Raw genomic sequence first — 15316 nt, forward strand, 5'->3', positions numbered from 1 at the left:
CGTCACGCTCAGATTTCACGGCTGAAACAGGGGCGCAACCCTGTCATGTGGCCCAATGTCGCGTCCCTCGTGTCGCGGCTCAGCCCGGCGAGTGGTTCTTCGGCGCCTGATAGCCCGAACCCTGCGCCTGCATCTGGGCGATCACCCGGTCGGCGACGAACGGATTGCTGCGGCGTTCGGCGCCGAAGGTCGACATCGGCCCGTGGCCCGGGACGAAGCGAACATCGTCGCCTAGCGGCCACAGCTTCTGGACGATCGAATCGAGCAGGTCCTGGTGATTGCCCAGCGGGAAGTCGGTCCGACCGATCGAGCCCTGGAACAGCACGTCGCCGACCTGGGCGAACTTGGTCTCGCGATGGAAGAACACCACGTGGCCGGGCGTGTGGCCGGGACAGTGGAAGACCTCGAACTCTGTCTCGCCCAGGGTGACGGTGTCGCCGTCCTGCAGCCAGCGATCGGTGACGAAGATCCGGGCCTCGGGCATGCCGTACTGCTCGCCGGATTGCTGGATGCGGTCGATCCAGAACTGGTCGTCCTTGTGCGGGCCCTCGATCGGGACGCCCGTGCGCACCTTTAGCTCGGCCGCGCCGCCGGCGTGGTCCATGTGGCCGTGGGTGATCCAGATCTTCTCCAGGGTCAGGCCCTTATCAGCCATGGCCTTGAGCAGGCGATCGACCTCGCCGCCCGGATCGATGACGGCGGCCTTCATCGTCTTGGTGCACCACACGATCGTGCAGTTCTGCTGCAGCGGCGTGACCGGCGCGATCACCGCGGAGATGGGCATGGTCATTGGAGGCCTCAAAAGAAAAGGGCGGGAGCCGAAGCGCCCGCCCTCTCTGACCTAAGGCCTATGAGCCGAAGATCAATCGCGTTCTTCTTTCGAGCCCGGAGCAGGCGCGCCAGGCATCGGCGGCACGGGGCCAGCCGGCGCAGCCGGATCCAGTTCCGGCACGTCGACCAGACCGCGGCCCACGTGGCTCTTGCGGTAGCCGTAGGCGAAGTAGATCACCAGGCCGATGGCGCCCCAGATCGGCAGCACGGCCATCGCCTCGAAGGGCAGGTTGAAGTAGAGCACCGCGCAGCCGATCATGGCGATCGGGGCGATCACCCACAGCAGCGGCGTCTTGAACGGACGCGGACGATGCGGGTCCTTCTTGCGCAGCACCATCACGGCGATGGACACCATGAAGAAGGCGAACAGCGTGCCCGAGTTCGAGATGTCGGCCAGCTGACCCACCGGGAAGAAGGCGGCGGCGATGGCGACGAACACGCCCGTCACCATGGTGACGATGTGCGGCGTCTTGAACTTCGGGTGGATGGCGGCCAGCTTCTCGGGCAGCAGGCCGTCGCGGGCCATGACGAAGAAGATGCGGGTCTGGCCGTAGATCATCATCAGGATGACCGACGGCAGCGCCAGGTTGGCGGCCAGGCCCAGCAGGTTGCCCAGGACCGGGAAGTTGATCATGCGCAGAACGTGGGCCAGGGCCTCGTTCGAGCACACCAGCTGGTCCTTGTTGGCGGCCAGGTTACAGGCGGCGGTGAAGGCGGCCGAGCCGGGCTGGACGGCCGAGCCGTCGGCGCCGAGCACCGGCTGTGCGCCGATGGCGCCGATCGCACCAGCCGCGACCAGCAGATAGAAGACGGTGCACAGGGCCAGCGAACCGATCAGGCCGATCGGGACGTTGCGCTGCGGGTCCTTGGTCTCTTCGGCGGCCGTCGAGACGGCGTCGAAGCCGACATAGGCGAAGAAGATCGAGGCGGCTGCGCCGACCACGCCCATGCCGGTGGTGCCGGCCGGGCCGAACCAGCCGTTCGGGGTGAACGGCGAGAAGTTGCCGGTCTTCAGGACCGGGATGGCCATGAAGATGAAGACGGTCAGGGCGGTGACCTTGATCGCCACCAGGATGGCGTTGACGCGGGCGCTTTCGGTGGTGCCGAGCACCAGAAGGGCGGTCACGGCCAGGGCCACGATGATGGCCGGGACGTTGACGATGCCGGCGCTGAAGTCGGCGGCCGGCATCCAGCCGTTCATCGACCAGGCGGGGCCGTGCCTCAGGGCGTCAGGCCAGTGGAATCCGAGCGCGTTCTCGATCAAGCCCAGGAAGTAGCCGGACCACCCGACCGACACGGCCGAGGCCGCGACGGCATACTCCAGGATCAGCGCCCAGCCGACCATCCAGGCCAGCAGTTCGCCCATGACGGCGTAGGAATAGGTGTAGGCCGAGCCCGAGACGGGGACCATCGAGGCCAGTTCGGAGTAGCAGAGCGCGGCGAAGGCGCAGACGGCGCCGGCGATCACGAAACTCCACATCATGCCCGGGCCGGCCTTCTGGGCGGCGGCGGCGGTCAAGACGAAGATCCCGGTACCGATGATCGCGCCAACCCCCAGCAGCGTGAGCTGGACGGGACCAAGCGAGCGGTGAAGGGATTTTTTCTCAGCCGTCGCTAGGATCGCATCAAGCGATTTAACGCGCCACATAGTTCCTCCTGGATAGGCAAGACTCCCCCCGGGGGTCGCCTTTTGGAAAATTTTGCGGACCGTGACCCTTTTATGAGCATGGGGTCAAGGTCGAGCGGTGGGTGGGCGTAAATGTTCTCCGCCATCCTGGCTAGTCCGGGGCAGCGCGTGAGGTTAAAGCGGGCGCGATGTTGCCCATTTTCGAGGCCCTTCCAGCGCTGAAAGGCGCCCTGAGCGAACGGGAGACCGCCGTTCTCGTCGCGCCGCCCGGCGCCGGCAAGACGACGGCTGTGCCTCTGGCGCTGCTGGACGAGACGTGGACGCAGGGCCGCAAGATCATCGTACTGGAGCCCAGGCGGCTGGCCGCGCGCGCCGCCGCGTCGCGGATGGCCGCCAATCTGGGCGAGGCCGTCGGCGAGACGGTCGGCTTCCGCGTGCGCCTGCAGTCGAAGGTCTCGGCCCGGACACGGATCGAGGTGGTCACCGAGGGCGTGTTCACCCGGATGATTCTGGACGATCCGGGCCTGGACGGCGTCGCCGCCGTGCTGTTCGACGAGTTCCACGAGCGCAGCCTGGACGCCGACCTGGGCCTGGCCTTCGCCCGCGACGTGCAGAGCGTTCTGCGCGACGACCTGCGCCTGTTGATCATGTCCGCCACGTTGGACGGGGCGCGGATCTCCGCGCTGCTGGACGACGCGCCGATCGTCGAGAGCCAGGGACGGATGTTCCCGGTCGACACCCGCTATCTGGGGCGCGACGAGCGCCAGCGGCTGGAAGAGCGCGTCGGTCGCGCTGTCGAGCGGGCGCTGGCCGAGGAGAGCGGGTCGATCCTGGTCTTCCTGCCGGGCCAGGGCGAGATCCGCCGAGCCGAGACCTGGCTGAACGAGCGCCTACGCCGTCCGGATGTCGACATCGCGCCGCTGTATGGCGCGTTGGAGCCTGCGGTGCAGGATCGCGCCATCGCCCCCGCGCCAGTCGGCCGCCGCAAGGTGGTGCTGGCCACCTCGATCGCCGAGACGTCGCTGACCATCGAGGGCGTGCGGGTCGTGATCGATGCGGGATTGGCCCGCGTGCCGCGCTTTGACCCCGCCTCAGGCATCACCCGGCTGGAGACCGTGCGCGTCAGCCGCGCCGCCGCCGACCAGCGCCGTGGCCGCGCCGGCCGCACCGAGCCCGGCGTCTGCTACCGCCTGTGGGACGAGCCGGAGACCCGCTCGCTGCCGGCCTTCGCTCGGCCCGAAATCCTGGAGGCCGACCTCTCGCGTCTGGCCTTGGACCTGGCCCGCTGGGGCGCGCGCGATCCTTCGGGGCTGACGTTCCTGGACCCGCCGCCGGCGCCCGCTTTCGCCGAGGCGCGGACCCTGCTGACCCGCATCCAGGCGCTGGACGGGCAGGGGGACCTGACCGCTCACGGCAAGGCCTTGGCGCAGATGCCGCTGCCGCCGCGGTTGGCGCACATGGTCGTCCGCGCCGCCGCTTCCGGTCAGGGGCGCGAGGGCGCCGAGATCGCCGCCGTGCTGACCGAACAGGGTCTGGGCGGCAAGGACGTCGACCTGCGCCGACGGCTGGAAAGCCTGCACCGCGACCGCTCGCCCCGTGCGCGTGACGCCATGGCCTTGGTCGAGCGCTGGAGCCGGGCGGCCGGCAAGACGAGCGGCGCCAAGGCGCTGGAAGCCGGACTGATGCTGGCCGAGGCCTATCCCGAGCGGGTGGCCAAGGCGCGCGGCAAGCCTGGCGAGTTCCAGCTGGCCGGCGGTCGCGGCGTCTATCTGGAGCCGACCGATCCGCTAGCCCGCGAGGCCTGGCTGGCCGTGGGCGAACTGGGCGGCGGCGACAGCCGCGACCGCATCCTGCTGGCCGCCGCCGTCGACGAGGCCGATCTGCGCGAGACCTTCGCCGATCGCCTGGTCGCCGAAGACCGATTGGAGACCGCTGGCGGCAAGGTCCGCGCCAAGCGCCTGCTGCGGCTGGGCAAACTGGTGCTGGAAGAACGGCTGATCGAGAACCCCGACCCAGCGATGATCGCCGGCGCGCTGCTGGACCAGGTCCGCGCCGACGGCCTCAGGGCCCTGAGGCTGGGTGACCGCGCCAAGGCGCTGCTGGATCGCGTGGCCTTCCTGCGCGATGTCGATGGCGAGGACTGGCCCGATCTGTCTGAAGCTGCCCTGATCGCGCGGATGGACGAGTGGCTGGAGCCGCTGCTGCCGGGCCGCTCGTCTTTGGCCAGCCTGGACGAGGGCGCGCTGCATGATGCGCTGAAGACCCTGGTGCCGTGGGACCTGCAGCGGAAGATGGACGCCATGCTGCCGGCCCGCTTCGAGGCCCCGACCGGCTCGACCTTCGCCATCGACTATGCGGCTGAGGGCGGTCCCCGTGTCGAGGTGCGGGTGGGCGAGCTCTATGGCCTGTCCGAGCACCCCAGCGTCGCCGGCGGCAAGGTTCCGCTGACCCTGGCGCTGCTGTCGCCGGCCCATCGCCCGATCCAGATCACCAAGGACCTGCCCGGCTTCTGGAAGGGTTCGTGGCGCGAGGTGAAAGTAGAAATGAAGGGCCGCTACCCCCGCCATGTCTGGCCGGACGATCCCGCTAGCGCCGCGCCGGTGACCCGCGCCAAGCCGCGCGGAACCTGACTTGCCCGCAGGGTGTCGCTGGTGTGTCTGAAGGGCGCGCGATTCCATGCGCCAGTAGCGTTGAGTAACACCATGCGTCGATTGTTGATGTCGTTCGCGGCTGCCGCCGCCGTCTGTGCGCCCGGTCTGTCGCATGCGGGCGTTTTTGCGGACGGCATGTCCAAGTGCCTGATCGACTCGACTGACGACGCCGACCGGCGCGCCCTGGTGATCTGGATCTTTTCCGGCATGAGCGCGCATCCGGACGTCGCATCCTACGTCACCATCACGCAAGCGCAACGCGACGGCTTCAATCAGCGTGGCGCGGCGCTGATGCAGCGCCTGCTGATCACCAACTGCCGCAGCGAAACGGTCGCGGCCTTGAAGAACGAGGGCACGGCCGCGTTCCAGCAGGCGTTCGGCGTTCTGGGCGAGGTGGCCATGGAGGGGCTGATGGAGCATGAGGCCGTGAACGGCGCCATGGCGGGCCTCGCCGCTGCGGTGAACCAACAGAAGCTGGAGGCTTTATTCGCGGAGGCCGGCATCGTGTTCAAGGACGAGGCGGAGGCCAAGTAGGCTTTCAGGGCGCGCGGCCCAGCCAGTTCAGGATGTTGAGCAGGAACGGCTTGTTCTGGCTGGCCTGGGGCGCGTTGAAGCCAGCGGGCGCGCCGCTGGCCGCCCGCTGGGCGCTGAACATCGCCGCCTCGCTGAACATCGCCACGCGTCCTTTGCCGGTCGCCATGATCGCGCCGCGCAGATCCTTGTCGTCGGACGGGCGCGAAGGGACGCCGTCGAACTTCCAGGGCTCCTTGGGATAGAAGATCGTCCAGCCCGTCCCCAGACGCATCACCGGCATCGCCGTTGAGGGGGCGTGCAGCACCGTGCCGGTGAAGGCGTAGACGCTGTCGATCCCGCTCGGGGTGATGGGGCTGTCGGTCAGGCGGCCATTGGTCTTGGAGAACAGTTCGGGGCCGCGCGGCTCGGTGAAGGCGAAGCTGCTCTCGAAGCTGAAGCCGAACGCACGGGCCAGGCCGTCGGCGGCGTGGCTGAACGGCATGTGGTCGGCGATCAGCAGCAAGGACCCACCATCCTCGACCCAGGCGCGCACGGCGGCGATCTCAGCCGGCGCCAAGTCCTCGGCGGCGTTAGCTACGACCAGTACTCGCGTCCTGGCCAGGCTGTCGGCGGTGAAGGGCGTATCGTTGCCCACGACCCGGAAGCCGTTGTTGCGGGCTAGGGCCGCGAACGGCGCATAGCGACCGTCGATGGTGTGAAAGTTGTCGTGCGCCGCGTCGATCGTCAGCACCGGACCGGCGTCTCTCGCCCAGGCAGGCGCGGCGACGCTGACGTCTGCCTTGTCGTCGGCGACCTGCTGGGCCAGCGCGGGAGAAGCGATCAGCGCCAGGGACAGGATCAGCCAACGCATCGCGCTTCTCCGAAGGACTTACCCCGTCACCGTATAGATCATGATGCCGGTCGCAACGCTGAGGTTCAGGCTGTCGGCGCGGCCACGCATGGGGATCTTGACGTTGACGTCGCAGGCGGCGGCCAGCTCGGGCGGCAGGCCCTGCTGTTCGTTGCCCATCAGGATCAGCGACGGCTTCACATAGTCGGCGCTCTTGTGATCGACGGTGGCGGTCAGCAGGGTGCCGACCACGCTGCCAGGCCAGGTCTCGCGCCAGGCCAGAAACTCTGCGATCGTCGCCTTGGCGATCTTCACGGCGAAGATCGAGCCCATGGTCGCGCGCACGCCCTCGACCGAATAGGGATCGACGCAGTCGCCGACCAGGATCACCCCGCCGCAGCCGGCCGCGTCGGCCGTGCGGATGACGGTGCCCAGATTGCCAGGGTCGCGCACGGCCTGCATGGCCACCCAACAGGGCGCGCTCTCGGGCACGATGGCCGACAGCGGCGTGAACACCTGCTTGAAGACGGCGACGACAGCCTGAGGATTGTCGCGGCGCGAGACCTTCTCGAGGATTTCCCGATTGACCTCAATGACTTCGCCGCCAGCCTTGACGCAGGCGGCGACGGCCTTCTTGAGCATCGGATGGTCGGCGGCGTCGGGACCGTACATGACGATCTTGGGCGCGTGGCCGCAGTCGATCGCCTCGATGACGATCTTCAGGCCCTCGGCCAGGAACAGGCCGCTCTCCTCGCGCTCCTTGCGCATATGCAGGGCGCGGACGGCTTTGACCGTGGCGTTGGTCAGGGAGGTGACGGTCTTGGTGTTCATCGCGCTCACCCTTCAGAAGACCAGCGGGCGAAGAACGACAGGCCGATCTGGCGGTCGCCTTTTTCTTCGACCAGCGACAGCTCGCCCCAGTCGATGACGCCGCCGCGGCCTTCCAATTCCTGGGCTAGCAGGCCCGACATCGCGGCGCCCGAAACGCGGGCGGCATAGGCGTTCATCAGCAGGAACGAGGCGTCGGGGCTGAGCAGCTGGGCGCAGTCCTTGGTCAGGGCGGCCAGGTCCTCGAACAGGCGCCAGACTTCGCCGTCGGCGCCGCGGCCGAACTTGGGCGGGTCCAGGATGATGCCGTCGTACGTGTTGCCGCGCCGGACCTCGCGGGCCACGAACTTGCGGGCGTCCTCGACGATCCAGCGGATGGGCTTGTCGGCCAGACCAGCGAAGGCGGCGTTCTCGCGCGCGAAGCCGACCGACTTCTTGGAGGCGTCCACGTGGGTGACGGCGGCGCCGGCGGCGGCGCAGACCAGCGAGGCCACGCCGGTATAGCCGAACAGGTTCAGGATCTTGGGTTGCGGACCAGAGCCCTTGCATAGCGCCCGTACGCGTTCGTCCTGCCAGGCCCAGTTGGCGGCCTGCTCGGGGAAGAAGGCCAGGTGGCGGAAGGGCGTGAACTGGCCATGGAACTTGGCGCCGCCCCAGGCCAGGTCAAATTTCTCGATCGGCTTGCCCTTGAAGCGCCAGCGGCCGGCCTCGTCTTCGTCGCTGGGATCGAAGACGGCGTCGGCATTGTCCCACACCTTCTGGTCCAGGCGCGGCGCCCAGAAGCACTGCGGCTCGGGGCGCACGACGGTGTAGCGGCCGTAGCGCTCCAGCTTCTTGCCGTTACCGCTGTCCAGCAGGGCGTAGTCCGCCCAGCCGGTGGTGCGCATGACGAGGGGGGATGGAGCGATCTTCGGGGCCATGCCCGCCCATACTGCCTAGGCCTCGGGAGGTCCAGAGCGAGGCCCAACCCGAGGAGCATGCGCGGTCTTGTCCCAGCGGTGCGGATCGGTGACGAACTGCTGCAGGGCCTTGGCCGCCGCCAGGCTCTGCAGCAGCCAGTAGAACGCCATGCCCAGCAGGTGCAGCGACTTTGGCCGATGGCCGGCTCGCATCACGCCGCGCGCACCAGCGATCGCCGCCGAACCCCAGCCCAGGACGTAGAGCATGAGATCCCAGCGCGGGATCGCAATGTCGCCGTCGGGCAGCCAGTCCATCGCCGCCAGGACCAGCGCTGCCGCCATCACCGGTCCGTGCAGGTGCGAGGAGGTCACCGACTGGGCCAAGGTCAGAACCAGGGCGACGGCGTTGCGTGGCTGCCGCGGAACGGGGCCACGGGCATGGACGAACAGCGTCTGCATGTGACCCTTGATCCAGCGGGCTCGCTGCGGGAGCCATTGGCCCCAGGTGGTCGGCGCGGTCTCCCAGGTCGGACGCGCGATCACCCCGAGGCGGTAACCGGCGGCGGCCAGCCGGAAACCGACATCGGCGTCTTCCGTGACGTTGAAGGCGTCCCAGGCCCCGACCTCGCGCAGCGGCGCGGCCTTGAAGTGGTTGCTGGTGCCGCCCAGCGGGAAGGCCAGCCCCCAGCGGGCCAGGGCTGGCAGCAGCACCTCGAAGTGGGCCGCATATTCCAGCCGAAACTGCGAGGGCAGAAACAGCGAAAGGCCGGGATCCTCGATCCGCAGCGGCGCCTGCAGGCAGGCCAGGCGTGGGTCCGAGGCGGCGAACCGCGCGGCGGCTTCGCGAAGCTGGCCGGGATCGGGCATGTCCTCGGCGTCATAGATGACGACCACCTCGCCCTTGGCGTGGTCGAGCGCGTAGTTGCAGGCGCGCGGCTTGGTCTTTGGGACGCCCGGCGGCGCGACAAGCACCGAGACGAAGCTGGGCAGGTCGAGGGATCGGGCGGCGGCCTGGGTGGTCTCGTCGTCGGCTTCCAGCACGATCAGGACCTGCAGGCGCTCGCGAGGATAGTCGATGGCCTCCAGGCTTTGAACCAGTTCGGCCAGGACTTCGGCCTCGCGATAGAGCGGGGTGATGATGGTGTAGGTTGGCAGGTCCTGGTCAGCCAGCGGCGGGGCCCGGGCCGAGGGCAGGGGCGTGCAGGCGGCCGCGAGACGGGTCAGGCCGCCCAGCAGGAACACGGCGAAGAACAGGTGATGCGCCGCGGCCAGGGCGCTGTCGGGGTCGAGAGCCACCCCGGTCGCCGCCAGCAGGCCCGCCAGGGCCACCGCGACCGCTTGAGCGGGCGACAGGCTCTGGTGGGCGCCGTCGCGGCCCCCAACCTCCAAGGCGGTCGAAACGCGTTCCGCAGGCGCCCGCTCTACAGGCGCAAAGCCGCCGCTCGCCGGCGCTAGCGCCGGTTCCAGTCCTTCCTTCCGCGTCATGGATTGCTCCCGATGCCGCCGTCGCCCCAACGCGAGGTATATCGGAATCGCAACCTTGAGCTGTCAAATGGAAAAACACGCGTCTCGCGCTTCGTCGCCGCGGAAACCCGTCACGGGCGCACGTTCTTGCAGCGGCTGGGTGATTCCCGTTTAGTGTCAGGCGGGGAAATGAGAGGGGAAGCCAATTCCGTGTCCGTCGTTTTGAAGAAGCCTCACAAGTCCGCACGGAAGCCCAAGGGTGACGGGCACATGCGCAGAGGCGAGATCCTGGCGGCGGCCGAGAAGATCTTCATCGCCGAGGGCTATGCCGGCGCGACTATCCGCAAGATCGCCGACGCCGTTGGCGTGTCGTCGACCGCGCTCTACATGCACTTCCGCGACAAGGACCAGATCCTGATGGAGATCAGCAACGACGCCATCGAGCGTCTGCTGGCTCTGAACACCGAAATCGCCGCGCAGCCGGTCGATCCGGTGGCGGGCGTGCGTCTGATGCTCGAGGCGTACATGACGTTCGCGCTCGAGAACCCCAACACCTATCAGCTGGTGTTCTGCAGCACCGGCGACCACATCTCGCAGGACAAGATCGCCGACACCCTGGCGCTGGGCGACCGCTGCTTCGAGAAGTTCAGCGAACCCGTGCATGCGATCGCCGCCCAGGGCCGCCTGCGCTCGGGCACGGCCCATGCGGCCGCCGAAGTGCTGTGGAGCGGTTGCCATGGTCTGGTGTCGCTGTTGATCACCAAGCCTTCGCGCGGCTGGTCCGATCCGGATGAGCTGATGAAGGTGATGCTGGACGGCCTGCTGTACGGCCTGGTCACGGACTGATTTCATGAATGCCGCCAAGGCCTTGTGCGCCGTTCTGGCGGCGGTGGCGCTCGTCCCGACGCTTGCGATGGCTGCGCCGCGGGTGATGTCGCTGGACTCCTGCGCCGACCAATATGTGCTGGCCCTGGCGCCGCGCGACAGCATCGTCGGCCTGTCGCACCGGGCGGTCTCGCGCGACAGCTATATGCGTGACGTCGCCGGCGGCTTGCCTTTGCGTCGGGCGACGTTCGAGAGCCTCGTGGCGGCCAAGCCCGACGTCGTGGTGCGCCTGTGGGGCGGCGATGCACGGCTCTCCAAGGCGCTTGACCGCAAGGGCGTGGCCACGGTCGCGCTGGACGACGTGGCCGATTTCGACGGCGTACGGGGCAACATCCGCAAGGCGGCCGCCGCTCTCGACCGCCGGCCGCAGGGCGAGGCCCTGATCGCGCGCATGGACGCCAAGCTGGCCAAGGCCGCAGGGGCGGGGCAGGGGCGCGAGGCGCTGTATCTGACGCCGGGCGGCTATACGGCCGGCTCCGGGACCCTGATCGACGCCATGCTCAAGGCGGCCGGCTACGTCAATGCCTCCAAGGATCCGTACTTCGCGCCGGTGTCGCTGGAGCGGATGGTCATGACCCCGCCATCGGCGGTGGTGCTGGGCCTGTTCGACCTGGTTCGCGCTGGCGGCGACCGCTGGGGTCCCGGTCGTCATGCCGCGCTGCAGAAGGCGGTTAAGACCCGCACCGTCGCCTCGCTGCCGGCCTCGGTGGTCGGTTGCGCCGGCTGGTTCGCTGCGGACGGATCCGAAGCTTTGGCGAAGGCCGCGCGATGAGCCTTGTTCGTCTTTGCTTGCTGATGGTGCTGGTCCTGGTGGGGGCGACGGTCCTGGCCGTTGTCCTGGGCGAGACGCCGCTGTCGATGGCGCAATATGCGCGGGCGGTGGGGCAGCCGGCCTCGCCGCCGGGCGAGGTGCTGTGGACGATCCGCGCGCCCCGCGTCGCCGTCGCCGCCCTGGTCGGCGCGGCCTTGGGCCTGGCGGGGGCGACGATGCAGGGCTTGCTGCGCAATCCCCTGGCCGATCCTGGCGTGCTGGGCGTTTCGGCGGTTTCCGGGCTGGGCGCGGCCTTGGCCATTTCCGGGGGGCTCGCCGTCGCACCCGGGGCCATCGAGTTGTCGGCCCTCGTCGGCGCTCTGGTCGCCGGCGCGGTGGTCGTGGCGATCGCCGCGCGGTTCCGCGAGCCCGAGGCGCTGATCCTGTTCGGCGTGGCCCTGTCGGCGTTCGGCGGGGCGCTGACGGCATTGGTGTTCAACCTCTCGCCCTCGCCGGTGGCGACGGCCGAGATCATGGCCTGGCTGATGGGCTCGGTGCAGAATCGCGACTGGACCGATGCGGCGTGGGCGGTGGTCCCGATGGCGCTCGGCGCGGCCTTGTGCCTGCGAGCCGGACAGGGCTTGCGCATGCTGACCCTGGGCGAGGAGGCGGCGCGGATGTCGGCCCTGCCGATGGCGCGTCTTCGGCTCTACGCCGTGGCGGGCGCGGCCCTGCTGACCGGGGCGGCGGTGGCCGCGGCGGGCGTGATCGGCTTTGTCGGCCTGGCCGCGCCGCATCTGGTGCGCGCGCTCGTCCGCGACGACCCCAAGCGCATCCTCTGGCCCTCGGCCCTGGCCGGCGCGCTGCTGCTGGTGCTGGCCGATCTGGCGGCCCGGCTGATCCCAACGGAGCAGGAACTGAAGCTGGGCGTGGTTACGGCGCTGTTCGGCGCGCCGGCCTTCGCCCTGCTGGCCTGGCGGGCGTCACGGAGCTGGCGGTCATGAGTGCCCTGTGGAGCCTGCACGGCCTGACCGCGCGACAGGGCCGCAAGACGGTGCTGGACGGCGCGAGCCTGTCGGTTTCCGCCGGCGAAGTGGTCGGCGTCGTCGGCCCCAACGGCGCGGGCAAGACCAGCCTGCTGCGCGCGGGGCTGGGTCTGCTGGCGGCGGAGGGCGAGGCGCGGCTGTCGGATCGTCCCGTCGCCCAACTGAAGCCGCCCGAGCGCGCCCGGCTGGTCGGCTATCTGCCTCAGGACCGCCGTGCGGCCTGGAACCTGCCGGCCCGCATGGTCGCCGCTTTGGGCGCGAGCGACTTGGCCGATGACGCCGCCGACGCCCTGGCGCTGGAGATGCTGACGCGCGTCGGCGCTCGCGATCTGGCGGACCGTGGGGTCCTGGACATGTCGGGCGGCGAGCGGGCGCGGGTGCTGTTGGCGCGCCTGCTGGCCACCCGTGCGCCGCTGCTGGTCGCCGACGAGCCGGTGGCGGGCCTGGATCCCGACGCCCAGTTGCTGACCCTCGACCTTCTGCGCGCCGAAGCGGCTCGGGGCGCGGGTGTGGTGGTGACCTTGCACGACCTGGGCCTGGCGGCGCGGTCGTGCGACCGGATCGTGGTGGTGGACGCAGGGCGGATCGTGGCCGACGCCGCGCCGCAGGAGGCGCTCTCGCCGGCCGTCCTGCGCGCCGTCTTCAAGCTGGACGGCGCGCTGATCGAGACCGAAGCCGGGCCGGTGCTTGCGGCCCGCAGGATCTAAGGCTGCGCCGAAATCCCGTCCGCGCTCGCCACCGACGGCGTGTACACATAGCCACCGCGCTTCAGGTCGCTCGACAGCGTCAGCGGCGTCACGCCACCCGCCAGCCGTGCGCGGTAGACCATGGTCGTCTCAAGTGTCCGCATCACGTAGTTGCGGGTTTCGGAGAACGGGATGCACTCGATGAAGTCCAGCGGGTCGGTGGCCGCGCCGCGCGGGTCGCCGCACAGGCCCGCCCACTGGGCCGGACGGCCGGGGCCGGCGTTGTAGGCCGCCGCGGCCATGATGTACGAGCCGCTGAACGTGCGGACCATGTCGCCCAGATACACCGAGCCCAGGCGCATGTTGTAGGGCGCGTCGCCCAGGCGCTCGACGCTGTGGCTTTCGCCCAGCTTGCGGGCGACCAGCGAGGCGGTGGCCGGCATCAGCTGCATCATGCCGCGCGCGCCGACACCTGAGCGGGCGGCGGGGTCGAAGTTACTTTCCTGGCGCGAGATCGAATAGACGAAGGCCGTCTCGGCCGCGCCGGGACCGGGCGTGAAGTGGTGGTCCAGCAGCGGATAGCCGCGCTCGGTCAGGATCATGCCGCGCTGGGCCGCCGTGCGAACTGCGCGCATGGCCAGGTCCTGGTCGCCATAGCCGCGCGCCAGGTCGACCAGCAGAGCGCTCTCCTCGGCGTTGGGCAGGGTGTCGTCGATATACAGAACCAGGCTGCGGAAGAGATCGCGCTGGCCGATGTCGGCCAGGATCCGGGCGGCCCGGACCTGCTCGCGGCCGTAGAAGCGGGCGCGGTCGGCCTGGGTGATGACCGGATCGCGCGGCAGGCGCAGTTCCTTCATCCCGGCTTTCTCGGCGGCCAGCTGGCCGTAGAAGGTGGTCGTGTGGCGCGCGCCTTCGGAATAGAAGGCCTGGGCGGCGATCGGGTCGCCTTGCGCCTCGGCCGCGCGGCCCTGCCAGTAGAGGGCCCGGCCACGGGTGATCGGCGAGGCGCCGACGGCGGCGATCTGGGCGAAGTGGGCGGCCGCGGCGTCGGGATCGCGCAGGCGGGTCAGGGCGATCCAGCCGGCATAGAACTCGCTCTCGGCGATGTCGGCGGGGGCGATGGCCTGGGTGTTGTTGGCGGCGGCATAGGCGCCGGCGCTGTTGCCGGCCTTCAGTGCGCCGACGATCAGTTGCTTGCGCTCACGCCAGATCGCGCCGGAGGCCTCCTCGGTCGGCGGGACCGGGAAATTGACCACCATCGGCAGCGCCAGGGTGTCCATGCCCTTGCGGCGCAGATAGGCGGCGCGCTCGAACACGACGCCCGGCTGGGCCTGAAGATCGGGCGTGAGGCTGTTGTAGAGGTCGTTGGCGTTGCCGGCGTTCTGGCGATAGGCCATCCGCACGCGTGCGGCGGCCTGGCCGGTTTCCGACAGCATCGCGACCATGTCGCGGGCCGCAGGACCTTGCTGGCCGTACAGCAGGATGTCGGCGCGGCGGTTGTAATCGTCGGGCGTCAGCATGCCGCCGAACCGGGCGACCATGCTGCGCTGGGCGTCGGCCTCGAACACCTTGTCGCGGAAGGTGTTGCGGATCAGATTCGTGGCGTCCTTGGCTCGGCCGGTGGCCTGCCAGGCGCTGGCCAGGGCCATGGCGCCTTCGGCCGTTGAGGGCGGGGCGCCGCCGAACCAGGCGATGATGCGGGCCGGATCCAGGCCCGAGGTCGACAGGGACTTCTCGGCCGCTGAGTCACGACGTCCGCTGCGCGGCCAGCCGGCCAGGTCGCGGCGAGCGGCGTCCAGCTCGAAGAAGCTCATGGCCTCGGCGTTGCTGTCGACCATCTGCCACTGGGCGATCTTCTTGGCGATCGGATCCTGTAGGCTGCCCATCGCCATGCGGGCGCCCGAGACGTCGCCGCGCTTGGCGGCCGCGAGCGCGCTCTGGAGATTGGCCGAGTCGGTGTCCGACAGGGTTTGCGGCGCGGCCGTCGGCGGCGTGGTGATCAGGCTCGAGGCGCCGGGCGTTGCGTAACCCGACGTCGTCTGGGCGTCCGCCGCCCCGACCACGGCCGCGATACAGGCTCCCCCGAGCAGAATCCGACGCACCACAGAAGCCAAAGCACTCTCCTCAAAGGCCCGATCCGAGCCTTCTACCTGAAACTAGGGTCAGCCCCTATGCGACGATTCAGGCCCTAATAGGTTTTAAAGTCTGGTTGGCGGGCTTGACCGGAAAGCCTTCCCCCATCAAATCCGCCTTTGCCTTGTCAGACCCGGTTGCGGGACCACAGG

The 15316-nt window shown here is 69.4% G+C and carries 13 protein-coding genes; 6 read left to right on the top strand and 7 right to left on the bottom strand.

All coding sequences use genetic code 11. The features are described 5' to 3' along the window. Positions 1–79: 79 nt before the first annotated feature. Together E1H18_RS23095 and E1H18_RS23100 are read right to left on the bottom strand one after the other, a co-directional pair. Entirely contained in the window at positions 80–790 is a 711-nt protein-coding gene (locus E1H18_RS23095) for an MBL fold metallo-hydrolase (protein ID WP_172273395.1), read from the bottom strand. Positions 791–862: 72 nt separating this feature from the next. Further along, entirely contained in the window at positions 863–2479 is a 1617-nt protein-coding gene (locus tag E1H18_RS23100) for an amino acid permease (RefSeq protein WP_172273398.1), read from the bottom strand. A gap of 167 nt (positions 2480–2646) precedes the next feature. On the opposite strand from E1H18_RS23100, the gene hrpB reads away from it, so the two are divergent. Both hrpB and E1H18_RS23110 read left to right on the top strand, forming a co-directional pair. After that, the gene (gene hrpB, locus E1H18_RS23105) at positions 2647–5088 is read left to right on the top strand and encodes an ATP-dependent helicase HrpB (protein WP_172273400.1); all 2442 of its coding nucleotides are present in this window, start codon (positions 2647–2649) and stop codon (positions 5086–5088) included. 84 nt (positions 5089–5172) lie between these two features. Beyond that, complete coding sequence (locus E1H18_RS23110; protein WP_172273403.1) at positions 5173–5643, top strand: hypothetical protein; 471 nt, start codon at positions 5173–5175, stop codon at positions 5641–5643. A gap of 4 nt (positions 5644–5647) precedes the next feature. Here E1H18_RS23110 and E1H18_RS23115 read toward each other — a convergent pair whose 3' ends face one another. From E1H18_RS23115 to E1H18_RS23130, 4 genes are read right to left on the bottom strand one after another with little or no spacing between them, the layout of a single operon-like run. After that, entirely contained in the window at positions 5648–6493 is an 846-nt protein-coding gene (locus E1H18_RS23115; protein ID WP_172273448.1) for a DUF4350 domain-containing protein, read from the bottom strand. 18 nt (positions 6494–6511) lie between these two features. Next, the gene (locus E1H18_RS23120; RefSeq protein ID WP_172273451.1) at positions 6512–7303 is read right to left on the bottom strand and encodes an RNA methyltransferase; all 792 of its coding nucleotides are present in this window, start codon (positions 7301–7303) and stop codon (positions 6512–6514) included. Positions 7304–7308: 5 nt separating this feature from the next. After that, the gene (locus tag E1H18_RS23125) at positions 7309–8220 is read right to left on the bottom strand and encodes a class I SAM-dependent methyltransferase (protein ID WP_172273454.1); all 912 of its coding nucleotides are present in this window, start codon (positions 8218–8220) and stop codon (positions 7309–7311) included. Between the two features lie 15 nt (positions 8221–8235). Beyond that, positions 8236–9684: a glycosyltransferase gene (locus tag E1H18_RS23130; protein WP_172273457.1), complete on the bottom strand. Its 1449-nt coding sequence runs from the start codon at positions 9682–9684 to the stop codon at positions 8236–8238. Between the two features lie 189 nt (positions 9685–9873). Here E1H18_RS23130 and E1H18_RS23135 point away from each other — a divergent pair, with 189 nt between their 5' ends. From E1H18_RS23135 to E1H18_RS23150, 4 genes are read left to right on the top strand one after another with little or no spacing between them, the layout of a single operon-like run. After that, complete coding sequence (locus E1H18_RS23135) at positions 9874–10509, top strand: WHG domain-containing protein (protein ID WP_172273460.1); 636 nt, start codon at positions 9874–9876, stop codon at positions 10507–10509. A 4-nt stretch (positions 10510–10513) separates the two neighbouring features. Further along, the gene (locus E1H18_RS23140; protein WP_172273463.1) at positions 10514–11320 is read left to right on the top strand and encodes an ABC transporter substrate-binding protein; all 807 of its coding nucleotides are present in this window, start codon (positions 10514–10516) and stop codon (positions 11318–11320) included. Next, complete coding sequence (locus E1H18_RS23145) at positions 11263–12303, top strand: FecCD family ABC transporter permease (RefSeq protein ID WP_370526578.1); 1041 nt, start codon at positions 11263–11265, stop codon at positions 12301–12303. The genes E1H18_RS23140 and E1H18_RS23145 overlap by 58 nt, the downstream gene beginning before the upstream one ends. Continuing rightward, positions 12300–13052, top strand: a complete 753-nt coding sequence (locus E1H18_RS23150) for an ABC transporter ATP-binding protein (RefSeq protein WP_172273470.1) — start codon at positions 12300–12302, stop codon at positions 13050–13052. Before E1H18_RS23145 ends, E1H18_RS23150 begins: the two co-directional genes overlap by 4 nt. Here the strand turns inward: E1H18_RS23150 and E1H18_RS23155 are convergent. Further along, entirely contained in the window at positions 13049–15145 is a 2097-nt protein-coding gene (locus E1H18_RS23155; RefSeq protein ID WP_172273473.1) for a lytic transglycosylase domain-containing protein, read from the bottom strand. The two genes, E1H18_RS23150 and E1H18_RS23155, sit on opposite strands and share 4 nt — an antisense overlap. Between the last annotated feature and the right edge of the window lie 171 nt (positions 15146–15316).

It is taken from the genome of Caulobacter sp. RHG1 (genome assembly GCF_013181195.1).
Classification (GTDB): domain Bacteria; phylum Pseudomonadota; class Alphaproteobacteria; order Caulobacterales; family Caulobacteraceae; genus Caulobacter.